The sequence below is a fragment of the Geodermatophilus sp. SYSU D01106 genome (assembly GCF_054049995.1).
On record NZ_JBJGYM010000005.1, the window covers coordinates 237,861 to 261,197 of the forward strand.

The following is a 23,337-nucleotide window of genomic DNA, read 5'->3' on the forward strand; positions in this document are numbered from 1 at the left end:
GGTCAGCAGCCGGCGGTCGCCGGGAGCGGCGCGGGGACGCCGATCGACGGCATGCCCAGGGAGACGCCGGGCGTCGTCGGCCGGGTGCCGGCCTCGTGTGCGTCGCCGGCGCGGGTGCGGCGGTGCGACAGCAGCGGCCCGTCGGCGACCAGGTGGTGCGGCGCGGCCGCCGTCACGACGGTCTCGACGACGTCGCCCGGGCGCACGCCCTCGCCGCCCGCGAAGTGCACCAGCCGCCCGTCGCGGGCGCGGCCGCTCATCCGCCCGGTGCGGGCGTCCTTGCTGCCCTCCCCCGCCGCGGCCAGCAGCTCCACCGTGCGCCCGACCTGCGCGCGGTTCTCGGCCCAGCTGATCTCGTCCTGCAGGGCGGTCAGCCGCAGGTAGCGCTCCTGCACGACCTCCTTGGGCAGCTGGCCGTCCATCTCGGCGGCCGGCGTCCCGGGGCGCTTGGAGTACTGGAAGGTGAAGGCGCTGGCGAAGCGCGCCTGCCGGACCACCTCGAGGGTCTGCTCGAAGTCGGCCTCGGTCTCGCCGGGGAACCCGACGATGACGTCGGTGGTGATGGCGGCGTCGGGCATCGCGGCGCGGACCCGGTCGATGATCCCGAGGTAGCGCTCCTGCCGGTAGCCGCGGCGCATCCGGCGCAGCACGTCGTCGGAGCCGCTCTGCAGCGGCATGTGCAGCTGGTGGCACACCGCCGGCGTCCCGGCCATGGCCTCGATGACGTCGTCGGTGAACTCCCGCGGGTGCGGGCTGGTGAACCGGACCCGCTCCAGGCCCTCGATGCGGCCGGTGGCGCGCAGCAGGTCGGCGAAGGCGCCGCGGTCGCGGAAGCCGACGCCGTAGGCGTTGACGTTCTGGCCGAGCAGGGTCACCTCGAGCACGCCCTGGTCCACGAGCGCCTGCACCTCGGCGAGGATCTCGCCGGGCCGGCGGTCCTCCTCCTTGCCGCGCAGCGACGGGACGATGCAGAACGTGCAGGTGTTGTTGCACCCGACGCTGATCGACACCCAGCCGGAGTAGGCCGAGTCCCGCTTGGCGGGCAGCGTGGACGGGAAGACCTCGAGCGCCTCGGCGATCTCCACCTGGGCCTGGGCGTTGTGCCGGGCGCGCTCGAGCAGCGCCGGCAGCGACCCGACGTTGTGGGTGCCGAAGACGACGTCGACCCAGGGCGCGCGACGCACGATCTCGCCGCGGTCCTTCTGCGCCAGGCACCCGCCGACGGCGATCTGCATCCCCGGGTGCGCGTCCTTGACCGGGCGCAGGTGGCCGAGGTTGCCGTAGAGGCGGTTGTCGGCGTTCTCCCGCACCGCGCAGGTGTTGAGCACGACGACGTCGGCGTCGGCCCCCTCGGGCGCGGCGGCGTACCCCGCGGCCTCGAGCAGGCCGGAGAGGCGCTCGGAGTCGTGCACGTTCATCTGGCACCCGTAGGTGCGCACGCGGTAGGTGCGCTGCGGGCTGTCGACCTCGGTTCCCATGGCGGCATCGAGGGTACGGCGCGGCTCCGGTCACACGGCGTCACCGACTCCGTTACTGGATCGTGACGGCCCCGGGACCACCGCGTCCCCGCGCGGCCCTAGGGTCCTCCTGGTGACCAGCCAGCTAGCCGGAGGACCTCTCGTCCAGCTGACCGGCGTCAACAAGTGGTTCGGTGAGCTGCACGTGCTGCAGGACATCGACCTCTCGATCGACCGCGGCGAGGTCGTCGTCGTCATCGGGCCGTCGGGCTCGGGCAAGTCGACGCTGTGCCGGACGATCAACCGGCTCGAGACGATCCAGCAGGGCGAGATCCGCATCGACGGCGAGAAGCTGCCCGAGGAGGGCAAGGCGCTCGCCCGGCTGCGCAGCGACGTCGGGATGGTGTTCCAGAGCTTCAACCTGTTCGCGCACAAGACGATCCTCGAGAACGTCACGCTCGCCCCGACGAAGGTGCGCCGGCAGTCGAAGGCGCAGGCCGAGCAGCGGGCGCGGGAGCTCCTGGACCGGGTCGGCGTCGGCCACCAGGCCGACAAGTACCCGGCACAGCTGTCCGGCGGCCAGCAGCAGCGGGTGGCAATCGCCCGGGCGCTGGCGATGGACCCCAAGGTGATCCTCTTCGACGAGCCGACGTCGGCGCTCGACCCGGAGATGATCAACGAGGTCCTCGACGTCATGACGACGCTGGCCCGCGAGGGCATGACCATGGTCGTCGTCACCCACGAGATGGGCTTCGCCCGCCGGGCGGCCAACCGCGTCGTCTTCATGGACGGCGGCCGGATCGTCGAGGCCGCCGAGCCGGAGACGTTCTTCTCGAACCCGCGCTCGGAGCGGGCCCGCGACTTCCTCTCCAAGATCCTCAACCACTAGAACCCACGGGAGGACACCCCATGCGCACCACCCGGAAGGTGGCGGCCTTCGCCGCCCTCGGCCTCACCCTCGCCGCCTGCTCCAGCGAGGCGGGCAGCCAGGCCGAGGAGTCGGCGTCCAGCGCCCCCACCGCCGCCGAGGACGTCGACTTCCCCGAGGGCTCGACGATGGCCGAGCTCAACGAGGCCGGCGCGATCACCATCGGCACCAAGTACGACCAGCCCGGGTTCGGCCTGCTCAACCCGCAGTCGGGCGCCCCCGAGGGCTTCGACGTCGAGATCGCCAAGATCGTGGCCGCCGAGCTCGGCATCCCCGAGGACGGCATCACCTGGACCGAGACGGTGTCGGCCAACCGTGAGCCGTTCATCCAGAACGGCCAGGTCGACATGGTCGTGGCCACCTACACGATCAACGACGCCCGCAAGCAGGTCGTCGACTTCGCCGGCCCGTACTACGTCGCCGGCCAGGACATCATGGTCGCCGAGGGCAACCCCGAGGGCATCGAGGGCCCGGAGGACCTGGCCGGCAAGACGGTCTGCTCGGTCGAGGGCTCCACCCCCGCCCAGCGGATCCGGGACGAGTACCCCGAGGCCAACCTCGTGACCTACGACGTCTACTCCAAGTGCGCCGACGACCTGCGCAACGGCGGGGTCCAGGCCGTCACCACCGACAACGTCATCCTCACCGGCCTGGTCGCCGGCAGCGACGGCGCGTTCGAGCTCGTGGGCAACCCCTTCACCGAGGAGCCCTACGGCATCGGCATGGAGCTCGGCGACACCGACTTCCGCAACTTCGTCAACGACGTGCTCGAGGAGTCCTTCGAGGACGGCCGCTGGGCCGACGCCTGGGACCGCACCGCCGGTGCGATCACCGGCGAGGAGGCCCCCGAGCCGCCGTCGGTCGACCGCTACTGAGCACCGCGGTGCCGCCGGGCGGGTCTCCCCGCCCGGCGGCACCGGCTCGCGCCCGGACGACGGGCCCCGACCAGCTCTCCCTGGCGACCTCCCCTGACGACCTCCCCCTGACGACGAGGCGCGATGCAGTTCCTGAGTGACAACGCCGACCTGCTGTGGAGCGCGTTCCTGACGACGCTCTCGCTGGCCGTGGTCAGCGGCGTGTGCGCCCTGGTGCTCGGCACCGTGCTGGCCGGCATGCGGGTCAGCCCGATCGCGCCGCTGCGCGGCCTGGCCACGTTCTACGTCGAGGTCTTCCGCAACACCCCGCTGACGGTGGTGTTCTTCTTCCTCGCCTTCGGCATCGTGCAGATCGACCTGCAGTTCCCGAGCCGCTTCATCACCGCCGTCGCCGCCCTGTCGCTCTACACCGCGGCGTTCGTCTGCGAGGCGCTGCGCTCGGGCATCAACGCCGTCCCGTCCGGGCAGGCCGAGGCCGCCCGCGCGCTCGGGCTGACGTTCGGGCAGTCGCTGCGCCAGATCGTGCTGCCGCAGGCGTTCCGCACCGTCGTGCCGCCGCTGGGCAACGTGTGGATCGCGCTGGCCAAGAACACCTCGATCGCCGCCGGGTTCGCCGTCACCGACCTGACCGCGGCGCTGCAGCGCCTGGCCAACGCCAACGCCGATCAACTGCTGGCCGTCTTCGCCGCCGTCGTCGCCGGCTACCTGGTCATCACACTGCCCTCCGCCTGGCTCATCCGGGTGGTCGAGAACCGGGTGGCGATCGTCCGATGAGCACCAACGTCCTGTTCGACCTGCCCGGGCCGCGCGCCCGCCGCCGGCAGCGCATCGGCACCGTCGTCGGCGCGCTGCTCATCGCGGCGCTGATCGGGCTGGCGCTCTACCGCCTGGGCGCCAACGGCCAGCTCGAGGCCGACCGCTGGGCGGTGCTGTTCGACCCGGCGTCGGGGGTGCCGCAGGCGCTCGGGGAGGGGCTGCTCAACACCCTGAGCGTGGCCGCGGTGGGCATGGTGCTCGCGACGGTGTTCGGCGCGCTGCTGGCCGTGGGGCGGCTGTCGGACCACGCGTGGGTGCGCGGTCCGGTGGGCGTGGTCATCGAGCTCTTCCGCGCCGTGCCGCTGCTGATCCTCATCCTGTTCTGCCTGTTGTTCCTGCCGACCGTCGGCGTCCCGATGACCGCCTTCCGGGCGCTGGTGCTGGGGCTGACGCTCTACAACATGGCCGTGCTGGCCGAGATCTTCCGGGCCGGCATCCTGTCGGTCGACCGCGGGCAGCGCGAGGCCGCCTTCGCCCTCGGCATGCGCAAGACCCAGGTGATGACGCTCGTCCTGCTGCCGCAGGCGGTCCGCCGGATGCTGCCGGTGCTGGTGGCGCAGCTGGTCGTCCTGCTCAAGGACAGCTCGCTCGGCTTCATCGTGAGCTACCTGGAGCTGCTGCGGACCGCGCGCAGCCTGGTCGAGTTCTTCAACTTCAGCTTCGGCAACCGCTACACCTTCCAGCTCTACGTGGCGGCCGGGCTGATCTACATCGTCGTCAACGTGCTGCTCTCGCAGCTGGCGAAGTACGTGGAGAAGCGCACCCGCCGCAACCGCAAGACGGCGGGCACCGGGCAGGTCGAGCTGCCGGCCGACGCGCAGATGGGCGGCGGCAGCGGGGTGGCCGCGACGCCCTGACCGGCGCCGGCGGGCCGCGGGGTGCGTGCGCCCCGGGTGGCCGGTGGGCCGGGCGGGGCGGATGCGGCGGTCACCGGACGGTCACGCGGTGTCCCGCGCGTCCCGCGGTCCGCGACGGCCCCGTGTGTCGTCCGGCTCCGGGGCGTGGCTGCCGAGAGAGACGGCGTGGACACCGCTCTCCGCCCCGTCGTGCCGCCGCTGCCGTCCCTGGTGCGCGTCCCCGAGGGGCAGGCCGACGCCGCGCAGGAGTTCGTGAACCGGCTCCGTGCCGCGGCGCCGCGCTTCGCGGAGGCCGCGCTGGCGGAGTCCGCGGTCGTCCGCGAGGTGGTGCCGCCGGCGCGGCACCGGCGGGCGCGCTGCCGCATCGTGCTGCGGGCCGCCGACGGCGGTGAGCGCGACCTGACCTTCGTCGGCACGGTGGACCGCCCCTCGCCGCGGCCCGGCCCGGCGTTCGAGGAGCAGATCGCGCGCTGGCTGGCCGCCGCGCCCGCCGAGGAGGACGCGGGCCTGGTCGACGACGACGAGTCGCCCGACGGCGTGGCGATCGACCTGACGGCCTGGACGCCGCCGGCCGCCGCTCCCGCGCTGCCCCCGGCCTCCGTCCCCGGGGCGCCCGCCGTCTCCCCGGTCGTGCCGCCGGTGACGACGCTCCCCACGGTCGCCATGCCGGCCGTGACCCCCGGTGCCGGGCTGCCGACCCAGGTGAGGGGGATCCCGGTCGCCGGCTGACCGGACCGCTCAGCCGAAGGGGTCGGTGGCCGCGCGCAGGGCCGCGGACGCTCCCCCGGCGACCGGCTGCCCGTGGCCGGGACAGACGACGTCGGCCTCCAGCCCGGCCAGGCGCTGCAGCGAGTCCCAGGCACGCGCCCGGTCGGCGTTGAACGGCCCGAGGACCAGCCCGCCCTCGTGCTCGGCGACCGTGTCGCCGGTGATCAGCACACCGGCCGCGGGCAGGTGCACCGCGAGGCTGCCGGGCGTGTGCCCGGGCACGGCCACCGCCACGGCGCCGCCGCCGAGGTCGGCCCCGTCGGCGACCGGTGTGGCCGCCCGGCAGGCCGGCGCCCGCGGCAGCCCCGTCGACACGCGGGCGTGCAGGGCGCGCTCGCCGGGGGTGAGCACCGGCTCGGGGCCGGGCCGGTCGCGGCGGATGACCGGGACGTCGGCCGCGCCGGCGACCACCGGCGCGCGGCCCCAGGCGCGCACCGCAGCGGCCGAGCCGACGTGGTCGTCGTGGAAGTGGGTGAGCACGACGCGGCGGACGTCCTCGCGGCGCAGGCCGAGGGCGCCGAGCGCCTCGGCGATGGCGGGCGCGCTGCCGGCCGGGCCGGTGTCGACCAGCGTGACGCCGCCGTCGTGGCGCCACAGGTAGGCGTTGCTGATGCCGAGCGGGAGCAGGTGCAGGCCGGGGACCACCTCGGACACGCCCATGCCGGAACGCTAGGCCCGCCGGGCCCGGAGCCCCGCGTGTCGTCCGCGCGGGGCGGACAGGCCTGCGCGGGTCGTGCAGGGCGGTGGACAGCGCGAGTGGCACCGCAGGCGGCGCGGGCTCGGGCGGCGCGGGTCAGGCGTCCTCGGTGTCTCAGCCGTCGGCGTCGGGGGCCTCGGTGCCGAAGCCGGTCTCGTCCATCACCTCGCGGACGACGCCGGCGGCCAGCCCGCCGTTGTAGCCCTTGCGGGCGAGCATGCCGATCAGCCGGCGGGTGGCGGTCTGCCGGTCGACGCGGCGCAGCGCGGGCAGCCGCCGCTCGACCAGGTGGCGGGCGGCGGCCCGCTCGTCGTCGTCGTCGACCTCGGCGAGGGCCTGCTCGGCCTCCTCGCCGTCGACGCCCTTGGCGCGCAGCTCGGCGCGCAGGGCGCGGCGGGCGAGGCCGCGGCCGGCCTGGCGGGAGGTGACCCAGGCCCGGGCGAAGGCGGCGTCGTCGATCAGCCCGACCTCCGTGAACCGGTCGAGGACGGCGGTGGCCGCCTCCTCCGGGATGCCGCGCCGCTCGAGGAGGTCGGCGAGCTGCTGCCGCGTACGGGCGGCACCGGTGAGCGCCCGCAGGCAGATGGCGCGGGCGACGGACTCGGGATCGCCGGCCTCGTCGGCCGGGTCCCCGTCCACCGCGCCCTCGGGGAGGCCGGAGTCCTGGCCGGGGAAGGCGGCGGCCGGGCCGTCCGGGTCAGGGGACGGCCCGGCGCGCCGCCGCCCGCGGCCGGCACGGTCACCGGGACCCGGTGCACGGGTCCGGCGTCCGCGCCGGCCGCCGGGGCGGCCGGTCAGCTCGGGGTCGGCCTCCTCGGAGGCCGGGCCGGGCCAGCCGGTCACGGGGCGGCTCAGAAGTCGGCGGTCTCGGCGGCCGGTGCGTCGACCTGCGGGCCGATGCCCAGCTTCTCCTTGACCTTCTTCTCGATCTCGTCGGCGAGGTCGGGGTTGTCGCGGAGGAACGTGCGGACGTTCTCCTTGCCCTGGCCGAGCTGGTCGCCCTCGTACGTGTACCAGGCGCCGGACTTGCGGATGAAGCCCTGCTCGACGCCGGCGTCGATCAGGCCGCCCTCGCGGCTGAAGCCGTGGCCCCACAGCAGGTCGAGCTCGGCCTGCTTGAACGGGGCGGCGACCTTGTTCTTGACGACCTTCACCCGGACCCGGCTGCCGACGGCGTCGGTGCCCTGCTTGAGGGTCTCGATGCGGCGCACGTCGAGGCGGACCGACGAGTAGAACTTCAGCGCGCGGCCACCGGTGGTGACCTCGGGCGAGCCGTAGACGATGCCGACCTTCTCGCGCAGCTGGTTGATGAAGATCGCGGTGGTGCCGGAGTTGTTCAGCGCACCGGTGATCTTCCGCAGCGCCTGGCTCATGAGGCGGGCCTGCAGACCGACGTGGCTGTCACCCATCTCGCCCTCGATCTCGGCGCGGGGGACGAGGGCCGCCACGGAGTCGATGACGATGATGTCGAGCGCGCCGGAGCGGATCAGCATGTCGGCGATCTCGAGCGCCTGCTCACCGGTGTCGGGCTGGCTGACCAGCAGCGCGTCGGTGTCGACGCCGATGGCCCGGGCGTACTCGGGGTCGAGCGCGTGCTCGGCGTCGATGAAGGCCGCGATGCCGCCGGCGGCCTGGGCGTTGGCCACCGCGTGCAGGGCGACGGTGGTCTTACCGGAGGCCTCCGGGCCGTAGACCTCGATGACGCGGCCGCGCGGCAGACCGCCGATGCCCAGGGCGATGTCGAGGGCGATCGAGCCGGTCGGGATGACCTTGATCGCCTGGGCGGCGCTGTCGCCCAGGCGCATGACCGAGCCCTTGCCGAACTGCTTGTCGATCTGGGCGAGGGCCATGTCGAGGGCCTTGTCGCGGTCGAGCGTTGCCATGCTGCTCACCTTCGGGAAGTCGCGTGTCGTGGAGTCGATGCGGTGTCGGAGGCGACGCTAGGCCGGGGGTCTGACATTTCCGGGGACCGACCGGACCTGTGGAGGGACGACCTCCCTGTGGACGCGCCCGCCACTGTAGGACGAACACGTGTTCGAGTCGAGCGACACGCGGAGGACGCCAGGTCCCTCACACCAGACCGTGCGTGTGCGCGAAGACCGCGGCCTGCGTGCGGTCGCGTAGACCCAGTTTGCCCAGGATGCGGGCCACGTGCGTCTTGACCGTCAGTTCCGACAGCACCAGCACGCCGGCGATCTCGGCGTTCGACTCCCCGCGGGCGACCGCCCTGAGCACCTCGAGCTCGCGCTCGGTGAGCAGGGCGACGCGCGGGTCGGGCGGCGTGACCGCGGGCAGCCGGTGCGCCAGCGTCTCGAGCAGCCGCCGGGTGACCCGCGGGGAGAGCACCGCGTCGCCGCGGGCCACCGCCCGCACCGCCCGGAGGAGCTCCGCGGGCTCGGCGTTCTTGAGGAGGAACGCGCTCGCGCCGGCCCGCAGCGCGGCGAACGCGTACTCGTCCAGGTCGAAGGTGGTCAGCACCAGCACCCGGCTGGACAGCCCCTCGGCGACGATGCGCCGGGTCGCCTCGACGCCGTCGACACCGGGCATGCGGACGTCCATCACGACGACGTCCGGCCGCAGCTCACGCGTCAGCGAGACGGCCCGGGCGCCGTCCCCGGCCTCCCCGACCAGGACGAGGTCGTCCTGGGCCTGCAGCACCATCGAGAAGCCGAGCCGGACCAGCGGTTCGTCGTCGACGAGCAGCACGCGGGTGCTCACGGCGCCGCCGTCCCGGCACCCTCGGCGCCGACCACGGCGAGCGGGAGGACCGCGGCGACGCGCCAGCCACCCTCCGGACGCGGGCCGGCCACGACGGTGCCGTCCCACGCCGCGACGCGCTCCCGCATGCCGACCAGCCCGTGCCCGGGCCGCTCCGGCAGGACGGCGGGCCCGCCCTCGTCGGTCACCTCGACGGCGAGCTCGCCCGCGCGCCAGTCCAGGCGCACGGCGGCCGATCGCGCCCCGCGCGCGTGCCGCAGGGTGTTCGTGAGCGCCTCCTGCACGAGACGGTGGACGGCGAGCTGGGCGCCGGCCACGAGCGGGGCCGGCCGGCCGGTCACCGTGAGCGAGGTCGGGAGCCCGGCAGCCCGGACCTGCTCGACGACCGCGGGGAGTCCGTCGAGACCGGGCGCCGGCGCACGCCCCGGGCCGTCGTCGTCGGTGCGCAGCACGCCGACGAGTCGGTGCATCTCCGCCAGCGCCTCGCGTCCGGTCGTGGCGATCTGCCGCACCGCCCGGGCGGCCTGCTCGCCGTCCTGCGCGTACCCGGCGCCGTCGGCCAGCGCCGTCATCACCGAGAGGTTGTGCGCGACGACGTCGTGGAGCTCGCGGGCGATCCGCGCGCGCTCCTCCATGACCGCGACCCGGGCGCGCGCGTCGCGCTCCCGTTCGGCGCGCTCCGCGCGGTCCTGCAGCGCCACCAGGTAGGCCCGCCTGGTCCGCCGGTCACGCCCGACGACGGCCGCCGTCACGGTCACCGCGACCAGCGGCACCACGGCGGCACCGTCACCAGGGCCGGTCAGGGCTGCTGCACCGAGGGTCAGCGGCACCACCAGGCAGACCCCGAGCGCCGTGGCGACGCGCCGCGGATCGCACCGGTCGGCGACCCAGACCAGCAGCCACCACACCGCCACCCCGGCCGGGAGCAGCGCCCGGGCCTCCAGCCCGTGCAGCACCCACCAGCCGACCACGACGGCGGCAGAGGCGAGGAAGGCGGCGAAGGGCGCCCGCGCGCGGGCGACCGCGGGCGCCCAGGCCAGGGCGGTCACGGCGACCTCCGCCGCGGTCGGGCCACCGAAGCGCACCAGCGGGCCGATGGCGAGGACGGCACCGGCCACCACGGGCCCCACCGACCACACCACCGACCCGCCCACCCGCCGCACGGACGACATGCTGCCGCCCGCGCCTCCCGGTCCGGAAGTCACGCGTCGCGTCGCCGCACCGTGACGACCGCCGCTGCGAGCAGGACCGCCAGGTAGCCGCAGAGCACCCCGAACCCCGTCCACGGGGCGAACTCGCCGGGGCCGGTCGCGACCTGCACGATGCTCGCGCCGGCCTGCCCCGGCAGCCACCGCACCACGTCGGGCCCCCAGCTCGAGGGCAGCAGGCCGCCCAGCACCGGGAGCAGGAAGACGACGCCGAACAACGTGCCGACCGCCCCTCCGGTCGAACGCAGCAGCCACCCGAGCGCGGTGCCGAGCACCCCGATCGCCGTCACGTACAGGCCGGCGCCGAGCACCGCCCGGGCCACGCCGTCGTCGGCGAGCGAGACCCCGGTGTCGCCGAGCGCGGCCTGCCCGACGAGGAACGCCGCCAGCGCGGCGAGCGAGGTCGCGACCACGGTGACCACGGCGAGGACGCCGGAACGGGCCAGGAGCACCGGCCACCGGCGGGGCACCGCCGCGAAGAGGACCCGCACCGTGCCGCTGGTGTACTCGCCGGTGACCAGCAGGACCCCCAGCACCCCCACCGCCAGGGCCGCCAGGTTGTAGCCACCCAGGCTCAGCCCGACGGGGTCGGCGGGGTCCAGGCCGGGCGGCCCGCCCTGGTCCCCGGCTCCCGCGGTCGCGGTGAACAGCAGGGAGAGCAGCACCATCGCGACGGACGCCCCGCCGAGCACCCACCAGGTGGTGCGCAGGGACCGGACGGCGGCCCACTGGCCGGCGACCAGGCCGCCCGGACCGCCGCCGGCGGGCCCCCGGGGCGCGCGGCCCGCGCCGGGTGCGTCGAGGACGCGGGTGCTGGTCCGGTCGCTCACGTCAGGGCCTCCTGCCGCAGGTCGGTGCGGTACTCCCGGTCGTCGCGGGTCAGGTCCATGAAGGCCTCCTCGAGCGAGGCCGACACGGGGGTCAGCTCGTGCACCGGGATGCCGGCGCGCAGGGCGCGGTCGCCGATCTCGTCCGCGCCCAGCCCCTGGACCTCCAGCAGTCCCCGCTCGGGCGAGGCCAGGCTCACGCCGTCACCGGCGAGGACGCCCACGAGGTCGTCGGGGCGGGGGCTGCGCACCCGCACCGACCGGGTCCCGGCCCGCCGGAGGACCGCGGCCGTCGGCTCGTCGGCCACGAGCCGGCCGCGGCCGAGGACGACGAGGTGGTCGGCGGTCACGGCCATCTCGCTCATCAGGTGCGAGGAGACGAGGACCGTCCGGCCCTCGGCGGCCAGCTGCCGCGTCAGCGTCCGGATCCACAGGACCCCGTCGGGGTCCAGGCCGTTGACCGGCTCGTCCAGCACGACGGTGGCGGGGTCGCCCAGCAGCGCCGTCGCGACGCCGAGGCGCTGGCCCAGGCCCAGGGAGAAGCCACCGACGCGGCGGTCGGCGACCGGCGTCAGGCCGGCGAGCTCGAGGACCGTGTCCACGCGCGAGCGCGGCAGCCCGGCGGTGGACGCGAGGACCCGCAGGTGGTCCCGGGCGGTGCGCCCCGGATGCGCGGAGCGGGCCTCCAGGAGGGCCCCGACGGCGCGCAGCGGGACGGCGAGGTCGGCGTAGCGGCGGCCGTCCACCCGGACGGTGCCGGCGGTCGGCCGGTCGAGGCCGACGACGACCCGCATCGTCGTCGACTTGCCTGCCCCGTTGGGCCCGAGGAAGCCGGTGACACGGCCCGGGTGGACGGTGAGGGTCAGGTCGTCGACGGCGGTGCGGTCGCCGTAGCGCTTGGTCAGTCCACGGATCTCGATCACGCCGTCGACGCTAGGGACGGCGGGGCACCCAGCGCGTCCGCCGCCGGGACGCACCTGCCGGGCGCCGCGTACTCCGCGCGGAGTACGGCCGCCCCTCCGGGAGCGGGCTCAGCGCTCCTTGAGGGGCACGTCGAACTCCTCGCAGATGGCCAGCCACACGCGGCGCACCGGCAGCCCGGCCTCGAGCGCCTCGACGGCGGTGCGCCCGCCGAGGACGGAGAAGACGTGGTCACGCGCCACGCTCTGCGCCCGCATCGACCCGAACCGCTCGTCGAGCCGGGACCAGAACTCCTGCAGGCGCACGCCCCGACGCTAGCGCGCGTCCGCGTCGGGGGTGGCGGCCGCGTGCCCGGCCAGGCCCGCCCGGAGCCGCCGCACGAGCGCGGCCGGGTCGTCGGCGGCCAGGCGCAGCTCGTCGACCGGCCGCCCACCGGTGCGCGCGAGCGGCAGCACCAGCGGCGTCCGCAGCTCGACGTCGACCTGGGTGGAGGCGACGACGGCGACCGACACCGCCCGCCGCCCGCCCTCCTCGGCGACGACGACGGTGCGCGAGCCCTCCACCGAGCGCCGCCGCACCCGGACCGCCGCGATCGCCTCCCACGGCACCCGCACGTCCACGGCGAAGCTGTTGCGCACGCGCAGCCCCTCGTCGTCGACGGTGTGCGGGTGGACGTGCATCCCCCCGAGCATGCCGAGCATCCACAGCAGCCCGTAGACGCCGACGACGAGCAGCGCCACGCGCGCCGCGGGCCACGGCAGCAACCAGTCGACCAGCGGGATCTCGACGGCCGACAGGACGACGAAGGTCCACAGCACCGGCGAGGCGGCCGAGACGTAGCCGAACGCCTCCGCGCCGGCCGGGACGTCTGGCCGGCGCGCCACCCAGCGCCCGAGGCTGCGCCAGGTGCCGAGCTCGAAGGCGACGGCGCGGCGCACGAGCCCCGCGGCGCTCACGGGGTCTCCTCCGCGGCGCTGCCCGGGACCAGCGGCCGCAGCCGCTCCAGGACGTCGTCGAGGGCGGACACCAGCGCGTCGAGCCGGTCGGGCGGCAGCCCGCCGAACAGCTGGCCGGCGAGCTCGGCCTGCCCGCGCCCGAGCTCGTCGAGCAGCTCCCGCCCGCGCGCGGTGGGCGTGACGAGGGTGGCCCGGCGGTCGTCGGGGTGGGGCTCGCGGGTGACCAGGCCGGCGGCGGCCAGCCCGTCGACCAGGCCGGTGACGTTGCGGGCGCTGACCCCGAGCGCGTCGGCCAGTGCGCGCTGGGTGCTCGGGCCGGCGGCGCGCAGGTGCCACAGCAGCGTCGTGCGGGCCACCGTCAGGCCGGAGGCGGCCAGCGAGGCCGTCATGTCCCGGCCGAGCAGGACGGTCAGCTCCAGCACCCGGTCGAGCGCGGCCACCCGGGCGTCGTCCGGCATCGTGAGCCCCCTACACCATGAAGTTGCTTCACGATAGCAGGACTAGGGTGAGGCCGTGTTCCCCACCACCGGCTCCGCCACCTGGGACACCGTCCTGGAGATCGGCATCGCGCTGTGCATGCTCGTGTCGCTGGTGCTGCTCTGGCGCGGGATGCGCGGCCGCTGAGGAGTCAGCGGCGCAGCGCCCAGACCAGGGCCAGCGGCAGCACCAGGGCCGCCGAGACGCCGGCCACCAGGCCGAAGCCGCCGGCCGCCAGCAGCGGCCCGCCGGCCGCCCCCGCGACGGCGGCGCCGAGCCCCATGAGCAGGTCCGTGCCGCCCTGCGCGGCGGGCCGCGTGGCCGCGGGCACCGACTCGGTGACCAGCGTGGAGCCCGCGATCAGCCCGCAGGACCAGCCGAGGCCGAGCAGCAGCAGCCCGACGCCGAGGCGGCCCGCGGCCTCCGGCGGGGCGGTGCCCGCGATCGCCGCGGCGGCCAGCAGCAGGACCCCGCCCGCGGCCACGGTCGCCCGGCGGCCGGCCTTGTCGGCGAGCCAGCCGACGAGCGGGGAGAACAGGTACATCCCGGCCACGTGCACGCTGATCACCACGCCGACGAGGCGCAGCGTCGTCGCGTCGTCGTGCCCGCCGGCGTGCCCCATGTGCACCGGCGTCATGACCATGACGCCGACCATCACGGAGTGGGCCACGACGACGGCGACCACGCCGAGCCGCCCGTCGGCCGAGGCCCACACCTCCCGCAGCGCCGCCCGGGTGCGCCCGCGGCTGCCGGCCGGCCGCGCGCCGTCGCCGCCCGCCAGCCGCCGCGACAGGAGCAGCGGGTCGGGCCGCAGCAGGGCCAGCAGGACCGCCGCGACGACGGCGAACCCCACCGCCGACACCACGAAGCCGCCACCGAGCTCCGGCAGGCCGACCGCGCGCCCCAGCGCGGCGCCGGGCGCGGCGAGGTTCGGGCCGAGGACCGAGCCGACCGTCGTCGCCCAGACCACCAGCGACAGGTCGCGGCCGCGGCGCTCCGGCGTCGCGAGGTCGGCGGCGGCGTAGCGCGCCTGCAGGCCGCACGCGGTGGAGGCGCCGAAGGCGAACAGCCCGGCGAGCAGCAGGGGCAGCGACGACAGCGCCGCGGCGAGCACGGTGACCAGCGCACCGGCGACGGCGACGGCGTAGCCGGCGGCGAGCCCCGCGCGCCGGCCGGCCCGGTCGGAGAGCCGGGCCAGCGGGACGGCGAGCACCGCGGCGCCGAGGACGCCGGCGGTCTGCCCGAGGCCGGCCGCGGCGTCGCTGCCGGCGACCTCCCGGGCGAGCAGTCCGCCGATGGTGATCCCGACGGTGACGCCCAGGCCCGCGAGTGCCACGGCGCCCGACAGGATGCCGACGGTGCGCCGCTGGACCCGCGCGACGTCGGGCGCCGCCTGCTGCGTCGTCACCGGCCCGTCACAGCCCCAGCGACCGGCCGATGATCTCGCGCATGATCTCGTTCGTGCCGCCGTAGATCGACTGCACGCGGGCGTCGCGCCAGGCCCGGGACACCGGGTACTCGTCCATGTAGCCGTAGCCGCCGTGCAGCTGCAGGCAGCGGTCGGCCACCTTGTTCTGCAGCTCGGTCGTCCAGTATTTGGCCATCGCCGCGTCGACGGCGGTCAGCTCCCCGGCGCCGAGCTGGCGGACGCACTCGTCGACGAAGGTGCGCGCGATCGTCGTCTCGGTGGTGAGCTCGGCGAGCACGAAGCGGCTGTGCTGGAAGCTGCCGACCGGCCGGCCGAACGCCGTCCGGCCGGTCACGTACTCGCGGGTCTGCGCGAGCACCGTCTCGCAGGCGGCGACCGCGCCGACGGCGATCGACAGCCGCTCCTGCGGCAGGTTCTCCATGAGGTGGGCGAAGCCGCGGTTCTCGGTGCCGAGCAGGTTGGCGGCGGGGACGCGGACCTCGTCGAAGAACAGCTCGGCGGTGTCCTGCGCCTTGAGACCCACCTTGTCCAGGTTGCGGCCGCGGGTGAAGCCGGGCATGCCGCGCTCGACGACGAGCAGGCTGGTGCCCTTCGCGCCGGGGGCGTCGGGGTCGGTGCGCGCCACCACGATCACCAGGTCGGCGTTGATCCCGTTGGTGATGAACGTCTTGGCGCCGCTGAGCACCCACTCGTCGCCGTCGCGGCGGGCGGTGGTGCGGATGGCCTGCAGGTCGCTTCCGGTGCCGGGCTCGGTCATCGCGATGGCGGTGATCAGCTCGCCGCGGCAGAAGCCGGGCAGCCAGCGCTGCGCCTGCTCCTCGGTGCACAGGTCGCGCAGGTAGGGGGCGACGACGTCGTTGTGCAGGCCGAAGCCGAGGCCGCTGGCGCCGATGCGGGTGACCTCCTCGTCGAGGACGGCGTTGTAGCGGAAGTCGCGCACCCCGCCGCCGCCGTACCGCTCGTCGACGTCGAAGCCGAGCAGGCCCTGCTCCCCGCCGGAGAGCCAGACCTCGCGCGGCACGATCCCGTCGCGCTCCCACTGGCCGTGGAAGGGGGCGACGTTCTTCTCCAGCCACGTGCGGACCGTCTGCCGGAAGTCCTCGTGGTCGGCCTCGTAGAGGGAGGAGCGCATGCCCGGCAGTGTGCCGCACGCCACCCTCCGTCCGGGCGACCCTCCGCCCGCGGCGTACGCGCAGGCCAGCGGACTGTCGTACCCGCGGGGACACTGGGGACGTGCCCGCTCTCGACCGGTTCTCCGCGCCCACCCGGGCCTGGTTCACGGGCGCGTTCGCCGAGCCCACGGCCGCCCAGGAGGGTGCCTGGCAGGCCATCAGCAGCGGCGGGCACGCCCTCGTCGTCGCCCCCACCGGCTCGGGCAAGACGCTGGCGGCCTTCCTCTGGTCGCTCGACCGGCTCACCAGCACCGCACCGGTCGACGAGAGCCGGCGCTGCCGCGTGCTCTACGTGTCCCCGCTCAAGGCGCTGGCGGTCGACGTCGAGCGCAACCTGCGCGCGCCGCTGGCCGGCATCGGGCAGGCCGCCATGCGCCTGGGCCTCCCCCGGCCGGAGATCACCGTCGGCATCCGCTCGGGCGACACCCCGGCCGACGAGCGGCGGGCCTTCACCCGGCGGCCCACCGACATCCTCATCACCACGCCCGAGTCGCTGTTCCTCATGCTCACGAGCTCGGCGCGGGAGGCGCTGCGCGGCGTCGAGACGGTGATCGTCGACGAGGTGCACGCCGTCACCGACAGCAAGCGCGGCGCGCACATGGCCGTCTCCCTCGACCGGCTCGACGAGCTGCTCGACCGCCCGGCGCAGCGGATCGGCCTCTCGGCCACCGTGCGGCCCATCGAGGAGGTGGCCACCTTCCTCGCCGGCGGCCGGCCCGTGGAGGTCGTGCAGCCGCCGTCGGTCAAGCAGTGGGACCTCTCGGTCGTCGTGCCGGTCGAGGACATGAGCCAGCTGGGCCAGCCCACCGGCGAGCTGGAGGGCTCGGCCGCGGGCGACCAGCCGCGGACGTCGATCTGGCCGGCGGTCGAGGAGCGGGTGCTCGACCTGGTCGAGGCCCACCGCAGCACCATCGTCTTCGCCAACTCCCGCCGGCTGGCCGAGCGGCTGACCAGCCGGCTCAACGAGATGGCCTACGAGCGGGTCACCGGGGAGCCGGTCCCGCCCGGCACCAACGCCGCGGCGCTCATGGCGCAGGCCGGCTCCGGCGGCGGCGTCCCCGAGGGCGTGCGGCCGGTCGCCGCGGCGCACCACGGCTCGGTGTCCCGCGAGCAGCGCGCCGTCGTCGAGGAGGCGCTGAAGTCCGGGCAGCTGCCGGCGGTGGTGGCGACGTCGTCGCTCGAGCTCGGCATCGACATGGGCGCGGTCGACCTGGTCGTCCAGGTCGAGGCACCGCCCACCGTGGCCGCGGGCCTGCAGCGGGTGGGCCGAGCCGGGCACCAGGTCGGCGCGGTCAGCCGCGGCGTGCTGTTCCCCAAGTACCGCGGCGACCTCGTGCAGTGCGCCCTGGTCGCCGAGCGGATGAAGGCCGGCGCGATCGAGTCGATCCGCTACCTGCGCAACCCGCTCGACGTGCTCGCCCAGCAGATCGTGGCGATCGTGTCCGAGGGCCCGCGCACGGTGGAGGAGGTCGGCGCGCTGCTGCGCCGGTCCGCGCCGTTCTCCGGCCTGCCCGACTCCGCGCTGCACGCCGTGCTCGACATGCTCGCCGGCCGCTACCCCTCCGACGCGTTCGCCGAGCTGCGGCCGCGGCTGACCTGGGACCGGGTCACCGACACCCTCACCGCCCGCAACGGCGCGCAGCGGCTGGCGGTCACCAGTGGCGGCACGATCCCCGACCGCGGGCTGTTCGGCGTCTTCCTCGTCGGCGGCGAGGGCTCCGGCGGGCGCCGCGTCGGTGAGCTCGACGAGGAGATGGTCTACGAGTCGCGGGTGGGCGACGTCTTCCTGCTCGGCTCGTCGTCGTGGCGGATCGAGGAGATCACGCACGACCGGGTGCTCGTCTCCCCCGCTCCCGGCCAGCCCGGGAAGATGCCGTTCTGGCACGGCGACGCCCCTGGCCGGCCGCTCGAGCTCGGCCGGGCGCTGGGGGCGTTCCTCCGCGAGGTCGGCTCGGCCACGCCGGAGCGGGGCCGCGAGCGGGCGCAGGCTGCGGGCCTCGACGACTGGGGCGCGGCCAACCTGCTCGCCTACCTCGCCGAGCAGAAGGCGGCCACCGGCCACCTGCCCGACGACCGGACGCTGCTGGTCGAGCGGTTCCGCGACGAGCTCGGCGACTGGCGGCTGGTCGTGCACTCCCCCTTCGGCGCGCAGGTCAATGCCCCGTGGGCGCTGGTGCTCGCGGCGAGGCTGCGGGAGCGCTACGGCGTCGACGTCGCCTCCATGCACTCCGACGACGGCATCGTGCTGCGGCTGCCCGACACGACCGGCGAGCCGCCCGAGGCCGACCTCGCCGTCCTCGACCCCGACGACGTCGAGCGGGAGGTGACCGCCGAGGTCGGCAGCTCGGCGCTGTTCGCCAGCCGGTTCCGCGAGTGCGCCGCCCGCGCGCTGCTGCTCCCCCGCCGCGACCCGCGCCGGCGCACCCCGCTGTGGCAGCAGCGCCAGCGCGCCGCCCAGCTGCTCAGCGTGGCCAGCGAGTTCTCCAGCTTCCCCATCACGCTCGAGGCCGCCCGCGAGGTGCTGCAGGACGTCTACGACGTGCCCGGCCTGGTCGAGCTGATGCGCGACGTCCGCTCGCGGCGGGTGCGCGTCGTCGACGTGCAGACGCAGGCGGCGAGCCCGTTCGCCCAGTCGCTGCTGTTCGGCTACGTCGGGCAGTTCCTCTACGAGGGCGACGCCCCGCTGGCCGAGCGCCGCGCGCAGGCGCTGGCCCTGGACACCGGCCTGCTCGCCGAGCTGCTGGGCCGCTCCGAGCTGCGCGAGCTGCTCGACGCCGAGGCGCTGGCCGAGGTGGAGCGGGAGCTGCAGCGGCTGCCGGCCGAGCGGCACCCCCGCGACGTCGACGGCGCCTCCGACCTGCTCCGCGGCCTGGGCGATCTGACCCCGGCCGAGGCGGCGCCGCGCGGCGTCCCGGCGGAGTGGCTGGCGGAGCTGGTGGCCTCACGGCGGGCGATCGTCGTGCGGATCGCCGGCGAGGAGCGGCACGTCGCCATCGAGGACGCCGGCCGGCTGCGCGACGCGCTGGGCACCGCGCTGCCCGTCGGCGTCCCGGAGGCGTTCACCGAGCCGGTCGCCGACCCGCTGGGCGACCTCGTCGGCCGCTACGCCCGCACGCACGGCCCGTTCCAGCCCACCGAGGTGGCCACCCGCCTGGGCCTCGGCGTCGCGATCGTCACCGCCACGCTGCAGCGGCTGGTCGGCACCGGCCGGCTGGTCACCGGCGAGTTCCGGCCCGGCGGCACCGGGCAGGAGTGGTGCGACGCCGAGGTGCTGCGCTCGGTGCGCCGCCGCAGCCTGGCCAAGCTGCGCCAGGAGGTCGAGCCGGTGCCGATCGGCACGCTGGCCCGCTTCACCCCGTCCTGGCAGTCGGTCGGCAGCCGGATGCGCGGCGTCGACGGCGTCCTCGCGGTGGTCGAGCAGCTGGCCGGGGCGCTGGTGCCGGCCAGCGCGCTGGAGTCGCTCGTGCTGCCGTCCCGGGTGCGCGACTACCGCCCCGCGATGCTCGACGAGCTCACCAGCGCCGGCGAGGTGCTGTGGGCCGGCGCCGGCGGACTGCCCGGCGGTGACGGCTGGGTGAGCCTCGTGCCCGCCGACCTCGCGCCGCTGCTGCTGCCCGACCCGGTGGAGCTGCCGGAGGAGGGCGGCGTCGGGTTCGCCGTCCTCGAGCAGCTCTCGGCCGGGCAGGCGGTGTTCTTCCGCGGCCTGTCCGATCTGGTCGGCGCCACCGACGACACGGCGCTCGCCGACGTCGTGTGGGACCTGGTGTGGGCCGGGCTGCTCACCAACGACACCCTCGCCCCGCTGCGCACCCGGCTGTCCGGGGGCGGCACGCACAAGCGCGCCCCGGCTCCTCCGCGCGCCCGGGTGGACCGCACCCGCTACGGCCGCCCGCGCCTGGGCCGCCCGGCGATGCCCACCCGCACCGGCCCGCCCACGGTCGCCGGCCGGTGGTCGCGGCTGCCCGAGCGCGAGCCCAACCCGACCCGGCGCACCACCGCCCGCGCCGAGGCGCTGCTCGAGCGGCACGGCGTGCTCACCCGCGGCGCGGTGATGGCCGAGCAGGTGCCCGGCGGGTTCTCCGCCGTCTACCCGGTGCTGCGTGCGTTCGAGGAGAACAACCGGGCCCGCCGCGGCTACTTCGTCGAGACCCTGGGCGCCGCCCAGTTCGGCACGCCGGGCTCGGTCGACCGGCTGCGCGCCTTCGCCACCCCCGACCGCGCGCCCGAGGGCGCGGTCGTGCTCGCCGCCACCGACCCGGCCAACGTCTACGGCGCGGCGCTGCCCTGGCCCGACCGCACCGGCCCGTCCGACGGCGAGTCGGCCGACCAGGTCGCGGTCGACGTCGGCGAGGGCACCGGCGGCGGGAAGCGGCCCACCGGGCACCGCGCCGGGCGCAAGGCCGGCGCGCTGGTGGTGCTGGTCGACGGCGACCTGGTGCTCTACGTGGAGCGCGGCGGCAAGACGCTGCTGTCGTGGACCGAGGATGAGCAGACGCTCAAGGAGGCGGCCACCGCGCTGTCGGGCGCCGTCGCCGCCGGGGCGCTGGGCCGCATGGTGGTGCAGAAGGCCGACGGCGCCTCGGTGCACCAGGACACCCCGCTGTCGTCGGCGCTGCAGGCCGCCGGCTTCGCGGCCACCCCGCGTGGGCTACGCCTGCGCGGCTGAACTGGGGCCGGTGCGCGCGGGACGCGTACCGTTGACCGTCGCAGTACGTGAGGGATGAGGGATACAGACATGGCAGCCGGCACGGTCCGCTGGTTCGACGCGGACAAGGGCTTCGGGTTCATCGAGCCGCAGGACGGCGGGGACGACGTGTTCGTCCACTTCTCGTCGATCGAGGACACCGGGGGCTTCCGCACCCTCGACGAGGGGCAGCCGGTCGACTACGACGCGAGCCCCGGCCCGCGTGGCCCCCAGGCCGACCGGGTCCGCCCGACCGGCGGCGCGCCCCGCGCCCGCCGTGACGACCGGCGGGACGACCGCGGCTCCGGCCGTGACGACCGGGGCGGCTCCCGCGACGACCGCGGCCGCTCCGGCGGCGGCCGGGCGCCTCGCGGGATCGTCGTCTCGGGCACCGTGGCGCGCTTCGACGCCGACCGCGGCTTCGGGTTCATCGTCCCCGAGGACGTCTTCGTGCACGTCTCCGCGCTCAGCGGGCGCGGCGGCGAGCTCGAGGAGGGCGACCGCGTCGAGTTCGAGCTGGTCGAGGGCAACCGCGGCCTGCAGGCGGAGTCGGTGCGGCTGGTCGGCGGCGGCCGGCGCGGCGGCTACGACCGGCCCGCGCCGCGCGAGCGCCGGGACGACCGCCGCGACGACCGGGGCGGCCGCGACCAGCGCCCGGCTCGCTCCGCCGGCCGCGGCGGGGACGCCGGCGGTGACGCGCAGGGCACCGTGCAGTGGTTCAACCCCGACAAGGGCTTCGGCTTCATCACGCCCGACGACGGCGGCGACGACGTCTTCGTGCACTTCTCCGAGATCGAGGAGACCGGCGGCTACCGCGAGCTCCAGGAGGGCCAGCGGGTCGCGTTCTCCCGCACCTCCGGCTCCCGGGGCGTCAGCGCCGCCGGCGTCCGCCCGCTCGACTGAGACCGGCCGACGCCGGTCCCGTCCGCGGGACCGGCGTCAGCGGCGGCCGCGCAGCCAGGGGCCGAACCAGCGGGTCAGCCGCGGCATGACCACCTGGCCGAGCAGCACGACGACCACGGTCGCCGACAGCAGCAGGCGCAACGGCAGCGGCCACGACCCGACGTGCGGGGCCACCAGCAGCTGGAAGCCCAGCGTGATGGCGAAGACGGCCGCGATGGTGAGCACCGTCAGCCGCCAGCGCGGGCCGGGCCGCGGCGGGGTCATCGCGGTGAAGAAGCTGTCCAGGCCGGCCACGCGCGCGTAGTCGGCGCCGCCGGACAGGTGCTCCACGCGCTCCAGCGCCGCCTGCCGCTCGGCCGACCGCTCCCAGCGAGCCAGCGACTCGCCGTCGGCGAACCGGTACACCAGGTGGTACCGGGTGGATCCGGCGCCCGGGCGCAGCAGGCTGGTGCCGAGGTTGCCGGGGAACCGCTCCGCCAGGCCGAGGATCTCCCCGGCCCACTCCTCGAACGGCGCCCGCTGCTCGGGGCGCACGTCACGGGCCACGGTCACCGTCACCGGCTCGGCCACCCCCGCCACGTGCTCTGGGGCGATGGCCGGGTCGCGCGGGTCGGGACGTCGCTGCACGGCACCCTCAGCGCCGCGCGGCGCCCGGTGCTTCCCCGCCCGGGCGTGACGTCCCTCGCTCCTGAGCACGCCCTTCGCGTCCAGGGGACACTGGACGGGTGCCCGAGGGAGACACCGTCTGGCTGGCGGCCCAGCGGATGAACACCGCGCTGGCCGGCCAGACGCTGCGCCGCGGCGAGCTCCGGGTGCCGCAGCTGGCCGCCACCGACCTCGCCGGCCGCACGGTCGCCGAGGTGGTCCCCCGCGGCAAGCACATGCTGACCCGTTTCACCGACGGCTGGACGCTGCGCACCCACTACCGGATGGACGGCAGCTGGCACATCTACAAGAAGGGCGCCCGCTGGCACGGCGGCCCCGCCTTCTCCATCCGCGCGGTCCTGGCCACCGACCGGTGGGACTGCGTCGGCTACCGGCTGCACGACGTCGCGATGGTGCGCACCAGCCAGGAGGACACCGTCGTCGGGCACCTCGGCCCCGACGTCCTCGGCCCCGACTGGGACCTCGACGAGGCGCTGCGCCGGCTGCGGTCGCACCCCGACCAGCAGATCGGCGTCGCGATCCTCGACCAGCGCAACCTCTGCGGCCCGGGCAACCTCTACAAGGTCGAGGGGATGTTCGTCTGCGGCGTGCACCCCTGGATGCGGGTGGCCGACGTCGAGGACCTCGCCGGGCTGGTCGAGCGCACCCGCGCCCTCATGCTGGCCAACCGCGACCGCCCGGAGCAGAGCACCACCGGCGACCTGCGCCGCGGCCGCGACCACTGGGTCTACGGCCGCAAGGACAAGCCCTGCTACCGCTGCGGCACCCCGATCCTGCGCGGCGACCAGGGCCCCGACCTGCAGGAGCGGATCACCTACTGGTGCCCGACCTGCCAGGCCACCGATGCCCCCGTCGACCCCATGGCCCGCACCGGGGAGTCCGACCACCCGCGGCCGCTCGCCAGCGCCACCTAGGCACGCCCCGGACACGCCGCGGCCCGGCTCCACCCGAGAGCGGGAGCCGGGCCGCGGCGGTGCG

At 75.8% G+C, this 23,337-nt stretch carries 22 protein-coding genes; 8 read left to right on the forward strand and 14 right to left on the reverse strand.

Annotation, left to right across the window (positions count from 1 at the left end; translation table 11 throughout):
• Positions 1–2 precede the first annotated feature (2 nt).
• Complete coding sequence (gene miaB, locus ACI78R_RS08005; RefSeq protein ID WP_457040298.1) at positions 3–1,478, reverse strand: tRNA (N6-isopentenyl adenosine(37)-C2)-methylthiotransferase MiaB; 1,476 nt, start codon at positions 1,476–1,478, stop codon at positions 3–5.
• A gap of 112 nt (positions 1,479–1,590) precedes the next feature.
• Between miaB and ACI78R_RS08010 the strand changes: the two genes are divergently transcribed.
• The 5 genes from ACI78R_RS08010 to ACI78R_RS08030 all read left to right on the forward strand — a co-directional run bounded on the left by ACI78R_RS08010 (position 1,591) and on the right by ACI78R_RS08030 (position 5,662).
• Positions 1,591–2,346: an amino acid ABC transporter ATP-binding protein gene (locus tag ACI78R_RS08010; protein ID WP_073420585.1), complete on the forward strand. Its 756-nt coding sequence runs from the start codon at positions 1,591–1,593 to the stop codon at positions 2,344–2,346.
• Between the two features lie 20 nt (positions 2,347–2,366).
• Positions 2,367–3,260 carry a glutamate ABC transporter substrate-binding protein gene (locus tag ACI78R_RS08015; protein ID WP_454555184.1) on the forward strand — a complete coding sequence of 298 codons (894 nt, stop codon included), beginning with the start codon at positions 2,367–2,369 and terminating at the stop codon, positions 3,258–3,260.
• Positions 3,261–3,383: 123 nt separating this feature from the next.
• A complete protein-coding gene (locus tag ACI78R_RS08020; RefSeq protein ID WP_073420587.1) occupies positions 3,384–4,034 on the forward strand; it encodes an amino acid ABC transporter permease in 651 nt (216 codons plus the stop codon).
• Positions 4,031–4,933 carry an amino acid ABC transporter permease gene (locus ACI78R_RS08025; RefSeq protein ID WP_073420588.1) on the forward strand — a complete coding sequence of 301 codons (903 nt, stop codon included), beginning with the start codon at positions 4,031–4,033 and terminating at the stop codon, positions 4,931–4,933. The genes ACI78R_RS08020 and ACI78R_RS08025 overlap by 4 nt, the downstream gene beginning before the upstream one ends.
• Positions 4,934–5,077: 144 nt before the next feature.
• Positions 5,078–5,662, forward strand: coding sequence for a hypothetical protein (locus ACI78R_RS08030; protein WP_457040299.1), 585 nt, complete (start codon positions 5,078–5,080; stop codon positions 5,660–5,662).
• A gap of 9 nt (positions 5,663–5,671) precedes the next feature.
• Here the strand turns inward: ACI78R_RS08030 and ACI78R_RS08035 are convergent, their stop codons facing one another.
• From ACI78R_RS08035 to ACI78R_RS08090, 12 genes are all read right to left on the reverse strand, one after another.
• Complete coding sequence (locus ACI78R_RS08035; RefSeq protein WP_457040300.1) at positions 5,672–6,361, reverse strand: MBL fold metallo-hydrolase; 690 nt, start codon at positions 6,359–6,361, stop codon at positions 5,672–5,674.
• Positions 6,362–6,512: 151 nt separating this feature from the next.
• Positions 6,513–7,241: a regulatory protein RecX gene (locus ACI78R_RS08040; RefSeq protein WP_457040301.1), complete on the reverse strand. Its 729-nt coding sequence runs from the start codon at positions 7,239–7,241 to the stop codon at positions 6,513–6,515.
• 8 nt (positions 7,242–7,249) lie between these two features.
• Positions 7,250–8,281 carry a recombinase RecA gene (recA, locus tag ACI78R_RS08045; RefSeq protein ID WP_073420591.1) on the reverse strand — a complete coding sequence of 344 codons (1,032 nt, stop codon included), beginning with the start codon at positions 8,279–8,281 and terminating at the stop codon, positions 7,250–7,252.
• Between the two features lie 187 nt (positions 8,282–8,468).
• Complete coding sequence (locus ACI78R_RS08050; protein ID WP_073420592.1) at positions 8,469–9,116, reverse strand: response regulator; 648 nt, start codon at positions 9,114–9,116, stop codon at positions 8,469–8,471.
• Complete coding sequence (locus ACI78R_RS08055) at positions 9,113–10,279, reverse strand: sensor histidine kinase (protein WP_457040302.1); 1,167 nt, start codon at positions 10,277–10,279, stop codon at positions 9,113–9,115. Before ACI78R_RS08055 ends, ACI78R_RS08050 begins: the two co-directional genes overlap by 4 nt.
• 38 nt (positions 10,280–10,317) lie before the next feature.
• A complete protein-coding gene (locus ACI78R_RS08060; protein ID WP_139252958.1) occupies positions 10,318–11,154 on the reverse strand; it encodes an ABC transporter permease subunit in 837 nt (278 codons plus the stop codon).
• Complete coding sequence (locus ACI78R_RS08065) at positions 11,151–12,074, reverse strand: ATP-binding cassette domain-containing protein (RefSeq protein ID WP_457040303.1); 924 nt, start codon at positions 12,072–12,074, stop codon at positions 11,151–11,153. The genes ACI78R_RS08060 and ACI78R_RS08065 overlap by 4 nt, the downstream gene beginning before the upstream one ends.
• A gap of 108 nt (positions 12,075–12,182) precedes the next feature.
• Complete coding sequence (locus ACI78R_RS08070; protein ID WP_073420595.1) at positions 12,183–12,377, reverse strand: DUF3046 domain-containing protein; 195 nt, start codon at positions 12,375–12,377, stop codon at positions 12,183–12,185.
• Positions 12,378–12,386: 9 nt separating this feature from the next.
• On the reverse strand, positions 12,387–13,028 hold the full coding sequence (locus tag ACI78R_RS08075) for a hypothetical protein (RefSeq protein WP_073420596.1): 642 nt from the start codon (positions 13,026–13,028) through the stop codon (positions 12,387–12,389).
• Entirely contained in the window at positions 13,025–13,486 is a 462-nt protein-coding gene (locus ACI78R_RS08080; protein ID WP_073420597.1) for a MarR family winged helix-turn-helix transcriptional regulator, read from the reverse strand. The genes ACI78R_RS08075 and ACI78R_RS08080 overlap by 4 nt, the downstream gene beginning before the upstream one ends.
• Positions 13,487–13,656: 170 nt before the next feature.
• On the reverse strand, positions 13,657–14,913 hold the full coding sequence (locus ACI78R_RS08085; RefSeq protein ID WP_457040304.1) for an MFS transporter: 1,257 nt from the start codon (positions 14,911–14,913) through the stop codon (positions 13,657–13,659).
• A 7-nt stretch (positions 14,914–14,920) separates the two neighbouring features.
• Complete coding sequence (locus tag ACI78R_RS08090) at positions 14,921–16,066, reverse strand: acyl-CoA dehydrogenase family protein (protein WP_336031428.1); 1,146 nt, start codon at positions 16,064–16,066, stop codon at positions 14,921–14,923.
• Between the two features lie 101 nt (positions 16,067–16,167).
• On the opposite strand from ACI78R_RS08090, the gene ACI78R_RS08095 reads away from it, so the two are divergent.
• Positions 16,168–20,772 carry an ATP-dependent helicase gene (locus tag ACI78R_RS08095; protein WP_457040305.1) on the forward strand — a complete coding sequence of 1,535 codons (4,605 nt, stop codon included), beginning with the start codon at positions 16,168–16,170 and terminating at the stop codon, positions 20,770–20,772.
• Positions 20,773–20,841: 69 nt separating this feature from the next.
• On the forward strand, positions 20,842–21,693 hold the full coding sequence (locus tag ACI78R_RS08100; RefSeq protein ID WP_457040306.1) for a cold shock domain-containing protein: 852 nt from the start codon (positions 20,842–20,844) through the stop codon (positions 21,691–21,693).
• Positions 21,694–21,729: 36 nt separating this feature from the next.
• Here ACI78R_RS08100 and ACI78R_RS08105 read toward each other — a convergent pair whose 3' ends face one another.
• The gene (locus ACI78R_RS08105; protein WP_457040307.1) at positions 21,730–22,320 is read right to left on the reverse strand and encodes an antibiotic biosynthesis monooxygenase; all 591 of its coding nucleotides are present in this window, start codon (positions 22,318–22,320) and stop codon (positions 21,730–21,732) included.
• Between the two features lie 98 nt (positions 22,321–22,418).
• On the opposite strand from ACI78R_RS08105, the gene ACI78R_RS08110 reads away from it, so the two are divergent.
• Entirely contained in the window at positions 22,419–23,273 is an 855-nt protein-coding gene (locus ACI78R_RS08110; RefSeq protein ID WP_457040308.1) for a DNA-formamidopyrimidine glycosylase family protein, read from the forward strand.
• Positions 23,274–23,337: the final 64 nt, after the last annotated feature.